Source organism: Rhodopirellula europaea 6C, assembly GCF_000338295.1.
In the GTDB taxonomy this organism is placed as follows: Bacteria; Planctomycetota; Planctomycetia; order Pirellulales; family Pirellulaceae; genus Rhodopirellula; species Rhodopirellula europaea.
In genome coordinates this window covers 43,091-53,460 of sequence record NZ_ANMO01000040.1, presented here as the reverse complement: position 1 = coordinate 53,460, position 10,370 = coordinate 43,091, and the positions used below count along the sequence as shown (strand labels likewise).

Annotated in this window: 6 protein-coding genes; 2 read left to right on the top strand and 4 right to left on the bottom strand. The window is 56.7% G+C overall.

What is annotated here, in order from left to right; all coding sequences use genetic code 11:
* Positions 1-349 precede the first annotated feature (349 nt).
* Positions 350-1,666: a citrate synthase gene (locus RE6C_RS03775; protein WP_008654009.1), complete on the top strand. Its 1,317-nt coding sequence runs from the start codon at positions 350-352 to the stop codon at positions 1,664-1,666.
* A gap of 51 nt (positions 1,667-1,717) precedes the next feature.
* On the opposite strand, the gene RE6C_RS03770 is transcribed toward RE6C_RS03775, so the two are convergent.
* Complete coding sequence (locus RE6C_RS03770; RefSeq protein WP_039961118.1) at positions 1,718-2,050, bottom strand: hypothetical protein; 333 nt, start codon at positions 2,048-2,050, stop codon at positions 1,718-1,720.
* A gap of 143 nt (positions 2,051-2,193) precedes the next feature.
* Positions 2,194-2,535 carry a hypothetical protein gene (locus RE6C_RS32730; RefSeq protein WP_236617928.1) on the bottom strand — a complete coding sequence of 114 codons (342 nt, stop codon included), beginning with the start codon at positions 2,533-2,535 and terminating at the stop codon, positions 2,194-2,196.
* A 434-nt stretch (positions 2,536-2,969) separates the two neighbouring features.
* Here RE6C_RS32730 and RE6C_RS03760 point away from each other — a divergent pair, with 434 nt between their 5' ends.
* Positions 2,970-3,818: a tetratricopeptide repeat protein gene (locus tag RE6C_RS03760; protein WP_039961117.1), complete on the top strand. Its 849-nt coding sequence runs from the start codon at positions 2,970-2,972 to the stop codon at positions 3,816-3,818.
* Between the two features lie 41 nt (positions 3,819-3,859).
* On the opposite strand, the gene RE6C_RS03755 is transcribed toward RE6C_RS03760, so the two are convergent.
* Positions 3,860-4,942, bottom strand: a complete 1,083-nt coding sequence (locus tag RE6C_RS03755) for an L-threonylcarbamoyladenylate synthase (RefSeq protein ID WP_008654003.1) — start codon at positions 4,940-4,942, stop codon at positions 3,860-3,862.
* A 73-nt stretch (positions 4,943-5,015) separates the two neighbouring features.
* Positions 5,016-10,370 carry a DNA repair ATPase gene (locus RE6C_RS03750; protein WP_008654002.1) on the bottom strand — a complete coding sequence of 1,785 codons (5,355 nt, stop codon included), beginning with the start codon at positions 10,368-10,370 and terminating at the stop codon, positions 5,016-5,018.

Below are 10,370 nucleotides of genomic sequence, written 5' to 3'. Positions count from 1 at the left end.
GCTGCTCGGGCGGGGTTCTTAAGGCAGTGCAAGCACAGCGTTTAAAAACTGCACGACCTATGCGTTCAGGAGGGTGATTTCAACCTTGCGAGCACGGCACTTCAAAACTGCACGACCACGGGAGCCGGGGTGGTTTCGCGTTGGTGTTTCCGCGACGAAATTTCCCGGTCGGAGAACTTGTTAGGAATATGTGAAATCGGTCGGGTGGGTACATCAAAGTCCAAAATCGCTCTCTCAGGCCATCGGATGTGGGGTCCCGCTGATTGTCGCTTGGATGACGCAGGGCTACACTACGTCTGTCACCCCCAAGACGTCCCGCCAACTCGTAAATTGTATCTACAGATCGCCCATGAGCTCCTCCTCCAGTTTGGAAATTCAACGAGCCGACACCGTCCGAGTCCAATTCGGGGATACCAACCTTGAGTTGCCATTGGTCGAAGGTTCCGAAGGTGAAAAAGCGATCGATGTCAGTCGTCTACGAGCTGACACCGGCGTGATCACCTTGGACGACGGCTTCGTCAACACGGGCAGCACTCGCAGTGCAATCACGTTCTTGGATGGCGAAAAAGGGATTCTGCGTTACCGCGGGTATCCAATCGAAGAACTGGCAAAAAGCTGTGACTTCGTCGAAGTCGCCTACCTTTTGATCTTTGGCGATCTGCCAAACGCGGAAGAGATTGAAACGTTCCGTTCAGGGATTCGTGAACACACGATGATCCACGAGGATATGCGATCGTTCTACAACGGCTTCCCACGTGATGCTCACCCGATGGCGATCCTCAGCAGCGTTGTCGGAGCGCTGTCAACGTTCTACCAAGATTCAATGGATCTGAATGATCCGCGTCAGGTCGAGATTTCTCTGTATCGCTTGATCGCGAAATTGCCCACGATCGCGGCGTACAGCTACAAGAAATCGATGGGCCAACCGTTCATGTACCCCAAGAACGAGTTGGACTACTGCGAGAACTTCTTGTACATGATGTTCGCAACGCCAACCTCGGATTACTTGGTCGATCCCGATTTTGCGGAAGCACTGAACTTGCTGTTCATCGTGCACGCTGATCACGAGCAAAATTGCAGCACGTCCACGGTTCGCATGGTCGGCAGCAGCAACGCCAACTTGTTCGCGTCCATCTCCGCCGGCATCGGTGCTTTGTGGGGACCGCTTCACGGCGGTGCCAATGAAGCCTGCGTGAACATGCTCGAACGAATCGCGGCCGATGGTGGCGACGTGAAGAAATACGTCGACATGGCGAAGGACAAATCCAACGACTTCCGCATCATGGGTTTTGGTCACCGCGTTTACAAAAACTCGGATCCACGAGCAACCATCATCCGAGCGAGCTGCGACAAGTTGCTGGCAAAGTTGAACCTGGATGATCCATTGTTCGAAGTTGCCCAGAAGCTGGAAGAAGTCGCGCTCAAGGATGAATACTTTATCGAGCGGAAGTTGTATCCCAACGTCGACTTTTATTCCGGCGTGATCTACCGAGCGCTCGGCATTCCGGTCCAGATGTTCACGGTTCTGTTCGCGATTGGTCGCTTGCCCGGCTGGTTGGCTCACTGGCGTGAGATGCACGCCAACCCGGCTTCGCGAATCAATCGTCCGCGTCAGATCTACACCGGCGCAACGCAGCGTGACGTGGTTCCTGTCGATCAACGCTAGTTAGCGAGCGGATCGGAAAGATTGCCCGGTTGGTGCGAAAGCCAGGTCGGTCTACGCGAAAGAGACGTCTTTTGTGTAGAGATCCAGCATTTGGCCTTGGACCTTGACTGCGCGAAGCAACGTCCACAATTGGTCCGGAGTGAATTCAACCGGACCATCGTTGAGCAACGTGTCCAGCTCGTGTGAAACAGCCGCGTGTTGATCCGTCGCAGCTTCAAAGCGGAAGCTGACGTTCTGCCAAACCGACTGCAACATCGCCGGATCATCCAGGCGCGAAGGGTTGTCTTCTTGGTTGAGAATCATCAAGCAAAGGCGCGCAACGTCCGACGGCGACAATTCAGGTCGCAGCTGCGAAACTTTCTCGGCGAGTTCGTGACACTTCATAATGAAGCGTACGTTACCGGCGCGAGGGGGCTCAAAAAAATCAGCGGAAAACTTCTCGCGTTTGGCAATCAATTGCCCCGAAAGCATGCCCGAGAAACTGCGGTGATTTTGGACGCCGCAGAGTGTCGTTACTGCGACACGGATCAGTCCAGCGGAGTCGTGTCCGGTTCGATCTTCAACCCGCTGAGCACTTCGTTGAGCTTGGCTTCCAGGTCATCCAGCTGAGCAAGCACATCGTCTTGGCGGCGTTCCAACTCTTCCAGCAGCATTCCAGGAGCTTCAGCTTCTGATTCGGCGAGAGAATAAGGCAACATCAATTGCATTCCGGTTGGAGACGAACACGTTCGACGTGCTCTGGTGTGATCCATCACGCAGCCGATCTCACGTCGCAATGCGTGTGAGATGACCTTCGCTGTTGCTGAACGATCGGCTGATTCCGCGACGGTTTGCACTGACGATTCGGTCGTGACGGTCGGTCCGGTCAAGCAATTGATTCCGGTCCAAATGCCTGTTCCGGTCTGGTAAACCTTGCCGGCAGGCGACGATCCGACTGAAGAGATGGGGGTCTTGGGCGGAATGCGGTCTGGTCGAGCTGTCTGGCACCGGTGACCGCGAATTTGCTATGCGTGAGAGTGGTGCCACCTTTGTCGTGCGGTGCCGATTGTTTTCTTCCGGAATCAACCTCGTGAAACCGTTGCGTTTTCCAACCGATTGGCATCCAAAGCGATGCGACCGATGGATGCGTGTGCTCCGGTCCGAGGCGGTCGTCCGGTGGGCGAAGCGGACATTGCGACTCGGCCTGCTGCTGACGTGTTTCACGTCGATTCCGACCTCAACGGGTTGTCGCGGCATCGGTCGTTTCGGCGAAAGTCGGCAATCGATCGCTGCACGAAGGCTGTCCCGTCAGGGCACGAAAGCGATGCGTCAAGGCGATTGGACCGTCGCGGAAACGCTGTTCACCGAGGCGCTCGACGTATCCAACGTCAACGACGCAGCTCACCGAGGCATGTCAGAATCGCTGTGGCAAAAAGGACATCGCGAAGAGGCGATTGCACACCTCGAAAAAGCGGTCCAGCTTTCGGCGGGTGATCCCAAGCACATGCAGCGTTTGGGGCGGATGTACTTGGAAGTCGGCCGCGTCGACGAGGCGGCCCGCCAATGCCAGATCGCGTTGGACTCGGATCGCGAATGGGCCGCTCTTTGGGCACTTTGGGGCGATTGCCAAGTCGCTCGCAACGAGAAAGACGAAGCGTTGTCGGCATACCACCGAGCGTTGTCGCTGCAGCCGGATTATCCGTACGTTCAATTGCGAACGGCGGAAATCTACCATCAACAAAAACGATACGATCGATTGCTAGCAACATTGGATCGACTTCGTGACGACACCGAGCTTGTCGGAGACGTTGACGAAGCCATCCGGCCCGGAGCGGCGGATTTGCTTCGAGGAATCGCGATGCGTGAATTGGGGCGGACGGAAGAGTCGGTTCAGTTCTTTATCGCATCGGCACAGAAGAATCCGGAAGACGCGACATCACGATTGCAGTTGGCATCGATCGCGGTCGAAACTGGCCAGCCGGAGATCGCTCAAACCTGGTTGGCCCAAGCGATGCGGTTGGATCCGTCCGCCACTCGCAATGCCGGGTGGAAGGTCGAGACTTGGCTTGCAACGCCACCGGGAATGGTTCAGCCGGGAGGCATGCCGATTCATCCCTCGCAGCCGCCAATCATCGCAGCTCAACCGGATGCGTCTCGCCCTCAATTGCAGTGATTTCGCTGGTGGCGGTAGCTTCGTCTTCGGCAACGGCGGTGTCAGCGTCCAAGCGGTGCGTCGTCTTGGTTGGATGCACGATGCAAGCGATCTGAAATCGCGGCGATCAGGTTGGCGTTCCCTGATTCACTCCAATCTTCGACGTTCATCTGATCGATTTCAATCTGGTCGAACTGCCCTGAGTCCGCCCGTCGCAGTGTCTCGTACAACCGGTTGGCAATTTCGAGCGGATCGCCTTCCGCCGACAAACTCCAAACGTCTGCGTAGCCGGGCAAGGAGCTGGATGGTCCACGAAGCCGAATTCGAAGGACGCGAAGGTCGCTGTTTGCAGATGAAGCATGATCTGACTCGCGAACCAAACGCAAAGGCGTTCGAGGCGAATAGTGTCTGCGATGCAATCCCGGTGAAGCTGCAGGTGCGTCGGATGGGGGCTTCGTCAATTCCATGTTGTCGATCGCGGCTGACAACACGGTTTCTCCGAATACGCTTTCGAGTTTCGTCGCCGACAGCACGCCTTCGCGAAGGATCGTTGGCGGAGCGTTTGGATCGGCAATCGAAAGCACGGTGGACTCAAGACCGACGTCGCAGATGCCACCATCGAGCACCCACTCGACCGAGTCTGCCAAGCCATCGATCACATGTTCGGGACGAGTCGGGCTGATGTAGTTCGATACGTTGGCGCTTGGGGCAGCGATCGGAAGCGAAACTTCGCGCAGCAATTGCAACGCGACCGGGTGAGCGGGAACACGCACGGCCACGGTGTTGCCTCCCGCGGTGACGCAGTCCAGCACCGACTCGGATCGCGGCAGAACCAATGTCAGTGGTCCAGGCCACAAGGAGGACGCGGCTTCGAAACGTCGCCGCGTGATGTCTGAATCCATCGCGACCAACGGATGAACTGCGTCGGGATCGCCCACGTGCAAAATCAGCGGGTTGGTCGAAGGCCGTTGTTTCGCCGCGAAAATTTTCGCGACCGAATCGGGCTGGTCGCCTCGCGCGGCCAAGCCGTAGACGGTTTCGGTGGGCAATCCGATCAGCTTTCCATCGCGCAAGGCTTGGCTGGCAAGCCGGATCGATTCCGGCGTGGCAGGCAAGATCTTCGGATGGAACGCGTTGGGATTCATGACGCAGAAGTCTGATTCATTCCGGCGGAATGACAAGATCCCCGGGGCCGGTCATTTCACGTGACCGCCCGGCTCATTCACCGGGTGGTTGGAACGAATCTTCCACATCGCGAAAAGTCTTCAGCATCAGGTCCATTTGCTGCTTCAAGCGGCCCAGGTCGCGACTGTTGTCGATTGATTCTTCCAGCAGCGGACGCATCCATTCTTGCATCAGGTGGAATTGGCCTTTGACCAATTCCGCGATCACGCGTGGGACTTTGTGTTGAACCAGGATCTTTTGGTCGGGCGGTGAGGCGGCTTGTTGCCGAGAAATCGCTTCGAGCTGATTCGCGGTGGATTCCAAACGGCCCGACATCAATTCGCCCATCGACAGCAACGTCTGTCGCAGCGTGTCGACCCGCGAATCCATGCGTTCTTCCGCCGAGTGATCTTCCATCGCGATGGCTTTGGCGATGACTTGCCGGATCGATTCCAGACCATCTCGCATCGATGCGAGTTGCCGGAGGACTTGAGCGGCCTGATCTTCGCCGTCCATGCCCGCCATCCGGACGCTTTCCACAAACGCGTACTTGATCGCGTCCCAACGTTGTTTCTCTTCCGGCGTCAGGATGCCCATCAGTTCTTTGAACTTCAGGACGTTGGCTTCGTTGTCCGTCGTCAGCGTTTGAGCGTCTTGTTCGTAGTTGCTGATGATCAGCGATTGCAGTTCGGCATCGTTCATCACCGGAGCGACCCGTTCGGCGATCCGGTTCATGTTCCGATAACTGCCCTGCAGCTTGAACGGCGGCTCGGTCCGGTACTCGTCGGCTTGGGCGGCCGAGCGGATGTAGGCGCGGTTGACTCGCAGCACGACATCGCGGACTCGCAGTAATTTGCGGGTGACTTCGAACATGTCCCGAATTTGGTCCAAGCTGAAATTGGCTTCCAGTTCGATGCCTTCGACAGAATCCCGTCCCGCCGCGGCGATGATCGCTCGAGCGTCCGATGGCGACGCGTTGGAAAGCGGTGCCAAGGTCACGTTGCTGGTCAAGCAGTTCTCGAGGTAACTCATCTCGAACGCATCGGCCGATTCGCCGATGATCTCGCCCAAGTTGTAGACGTCGGCGCGGTTGGAAAGCATGTCGGGGATTTGAAAACGATCGCCCGATTCGGTGTACGGGTTGCCCGCCATGACCACCGCAACTCGCCGGCCACGCAGGTCGTACGTTCGCGTCTTTCCGTTTCGAACCCCTTCGATTTTTCGAGTGGCATCGCACAAGGAGATGAACTTCTGCAGCAATTCCGGGTGCGTGTGTTGGATGTCATCCAGGTACAACATCACGTTGTCGCCCATCTCGAGCGCCAAGTTCAAACGCATGACTTCTTCGCGGGCCGCGGCATTGGGGGCTTCCGCTGGATCCAACGACGTCACACCGTGCCCGATCGCGGGGCCGTTGATTTTCATGAACACCAGACCCAGTCGGCTGGCGATGTATTCCATCAACGTCGTTTTGCCGTAGCCGGGAGGCGAGATCAGCAGCAGCAATCCCATTCGGTCGGTGCGTTTGTCTTCGCCGACCGTGCCCATTTGTTTGGCGAGGTTGTCGCCGATCAGCGGCAGGTAAACTTCGTCGAGCAATCGGTTGCGAACGAAACTGCTGAGGACGCGAGGTTTGAATTCATCCAAACGCATCGATTCGCGAGCGGACTCGACGCACTCGGTTTTGGCTTGGTGAAGCGAGCGGAATCGCGGCACCATATTTTCGCGGTAGCCACGCAGTCGCGTGATGTATTCGTGATAGTGCAGCGGCATCTCGCCACGTTCGATTCGGGCATGGCTGCCAACCAACCCCTTCAGGCGTTTCGCGACGGGGATGTCGATGACTTCGTTGGTGGGGCGAGCCGTCGTGGTTGTTTTTTTGGCATCCATGGCGGATTGGAAAATCAGCCAAGCCAATTCGTCTCGGTACCAATGCGGTGAGTCACCGGTTTCATGGCTGTCGTCGTTCGCCCGTTTGTTGAGAAACGCGTCGGCCCAGTTGCGAGCCAGCACGAAGGTGTGAACCGGAGAGGCTGTGTTGGGTTTCAGCCCGCCGAGGACCCAGCGTTTTTGATCCGACTCGGGAAGCGAGCGAAGGAAGTCATCGTGCAACGTGTTTGCATGGCCGCTGATGGCGACCTTGTCGGGGGTACTCGTCAGTTGTTCAAACAGGTAGTCTGCGATCCGTTCCGGCGTGATCACTTTTTCGAACAGTCCAATCCATTCGGATTGATGTTCGGCAGCTAGTTCAGTCAAGTGTTGACGGAATTCGACGGCAGGTTGAGCTTGAGGGAACGCCATCGCGAGCTTGGCAAAGCCCGCGATCCAATTCTTCATTTTGGTGCGTTGTTTGGTGTCGAGGAAGCATTGCCACCAAAGCTGGGATGCGGTGCGAAGTGATGGAGCGTGACGCAGCAGCCCAATGGACCGATCTAGGTCAATCAAACCTCGCAAGATGATCGCGGTGTCGACATCGTGAACCCCTTTGGCATAGCCTTCATCGAAACGGCCGGCCATGCGTTCGGCGACCCAAGCCGCATTCAACGTTTCCAACTCTTGAATCGATTCCGCTTGCCCGGATTCGAACAAGTCCATCGCGAGGAATTCGGCTCGGTAGACGTCGGAGTTCTCGCTGATCAGCGATTGATTCCAAATGTCGCGGGCGGCGATCAGTCGCTCGTCGTCGATGGGATCGAAGTACTGCGTGCCAGTCAGGTGCAGGCACAGTTCGTCGCTTCGCAGGACCGTCGTCAGGTCCAGAGGCTGAGTGTTGACCGCGAATTTTCGTTCGCCCAGTCGGATGACATCGCCACCGTCTTCGTAGAGATCTTGGCGATCTTTGAGGCCTCGCAGCGCGTCTTCGCGAAGTGTTTTGAGGCGGCTTTGTAAATCACCGACGCGAACGGCATCGCCGAGTTCATCGAGCTCTTCGATCAGGCTACGGATCTTGCCGACCATCAAGTCGCCAGCGAAGTACGCTGCGATTTGGTCGATCGATTCCATGTTCGAAACGCGATGCTGGATCCCGCTGAGGATCCGTTCGGCGGCGGAACTGAGAGCCTCGGCTCGTCGATTGCGTTTTTCAACCAACGCAACTTTTCGCGATTCGAAAGCGCCGTAAACGTCTTCCCGACGAGAGGCGAGCGTTTCGATGAACTCGTCGAATTCGGCGAAGCGACCTTCGAGTTCTTCGAGTTGCACCATGACTTTCGTCAGGTACTCGTCGCAGCGAGCGGGCGTGTCGCAGACGTCGAGGTATCCGGTGGTGGTTTGTTCGAGCAGTTTCAACTGCGATGCAAATTCGGCTCGGCCTTCGACGCCGATCAGTTCTTGCTTGCGATTTTTCAGCGCACTGCGAACGCGATTGACGGTCGCGAAGACGTCGCCGATCGCATCGATGATGGTCGTCCGCTGAGTCGCGTCGTCGATCTGCAGGTTGCTCACTGTTTCGGTCAGCAATTCCAAATCGGCAGCGGTTTGGTCGATCTCCGACTCGAGTTCCTTGGCTTGAGCGACGCCTTTGATTTCGGGAACGCGGTTTTCGGCTTCGGCAACTCGGTCGCGATAAGGTTGCAGGGCATCTTCGCCGAGCAGGAATTCGACGCAGCGACGGCTGAGACGATCTGATTGCTCGGCGGTGACCGATTCCAACTCTTCCACGACGGAAAGGTCGACGAACCGAAGTTCTCGCAGAGCGATCGCACGACCTCTCTGGACTCGCAGTTGCGCCAGCGAAGCGACGAACTGGTCGATCGAAGTGAACCGCGAACGCTCGATCTCTTTCAGCGTCGTGTTCGTGTCCGATTGGACCTGGCGAGTTTGCTTGGCCGTGGCTTCGCGAACACGAACGACTTTCTCGTATTCTTCGATCGCCGCTCCCGCCGTTTCGCGAATTTTGCGAAGTGGTTCAGCGAGGTGATGTGTCTCTTCGTTGTCGATCCAGAAGTAGCTGTCGAGGACATCGCCGGACTTCTTGGACAGGTCGATGTACAAATCGTTGTAGCTGTCGTCCTTCTCGATCAGTTGCAGCAGTTCGCTGCATTCGGCCATCCCGCGAACCAGATCTTTGTTGCCGATCTTGAACAGCAACGAATCGGTCTGGTTCTCGGGCAGGTAGTCTTCGCTGGTGAACGGCGTTTGCCACAACTGAATCGCATGGTGCTTTTGCGGTGTGTCTTGGCCTTTGAAACAGACCATTTCGCCGGCTTCGAAGAACGTTTGACCGTGGCACACGAGCGGCGTATCGACCGATTGGCGGATTTGGTTGTAGCGTAGTTGGATGTACGTTCCGTCTTCTACGTGGGAAAATAGATACAAGCTGTCTTCGCCATTGGGCGAGTTGATTGTTCGCTCGTAACGCATGTCGACCAGTCCGTGGTCAAAGCGTTTGAACTCGCCGGATTGCAAGTAATAACCGCCGGGGAAGATCAGACCTTGGTCGCCAGGCAGCATCACGCAGGCGTGCTGGATCTCGTCCAAACGGATCGCTTGGTTGATCTTGCCGTTGAAGATGATGTAGCGAAATTGGTTCTCTTGATACGGTTTGATCTTGAGCAAGACCAAGTGACCGACGATTGCGTAATGAATCTCCGCGTCGTCGAGTTTTTGGTCGAAGTTGTCGACCGGTTCGGCGTAGATGCCTTCGCCGACGCTGGTGTTGTTTTCGACTTTGATCGTCAGGTCACCACCGACCGTTTCGACGAACACGCGGTCATCGATGGAGATATGCGGGTGCTCACCGTAGTGATGCATGTCCCGCGTGGTTCTCTGCCAGCGAAATTCATGCTGGTCGGGCAAGCGGACTTCGTGGTCGCTGCGATTGTCGACGTATTGCAGGCCTTCGGGGCTGCGACGCCATTTGAACGATTTGATATCGCGAGCGGTTTTGCCGACTTGGAACACCATGTGCAAGATCGGGCCGGACACAAAGAACCGCAGGAACGTGGTGTCTTTGTAGAACCGGTACAGCTCGTGAAAATCACTGACGAAGCGATCGTCCATGATTCGCTCGAGCGGTCGTTCATGGAACTCGGTGGATTCCATGCGGTAGATCGAGAACACGTCGGCCAGTTCGATTTCGGTTTTCAATCCGAACTGAACGTTGTATCCAAACAGGAACTCGTCACCAATCGAGACAATGTCTCGTGGGACGCAGTTGTGTTCGGTCGAGACCCGCTGCGTCGCAATCAATCGCGTTTCGATGTTCCCGAAGACTTCGCCGCGGTCTTCGTTCAGCTTGGCGAGTCGATCGCGAAGATCGCCGGCGGCGGTGCGAAGCCGGTTGCGAAGGACTTCGTAGGTGCCGCCCGACAACTGCGAGGCGGCGTCCTGGGAAATCCCTGCATCCGATCCACTAACACCAGCGGAACCAGGCAGCGAAGTCGCTTCGGTGGAAGCGTCCTCAGCCAC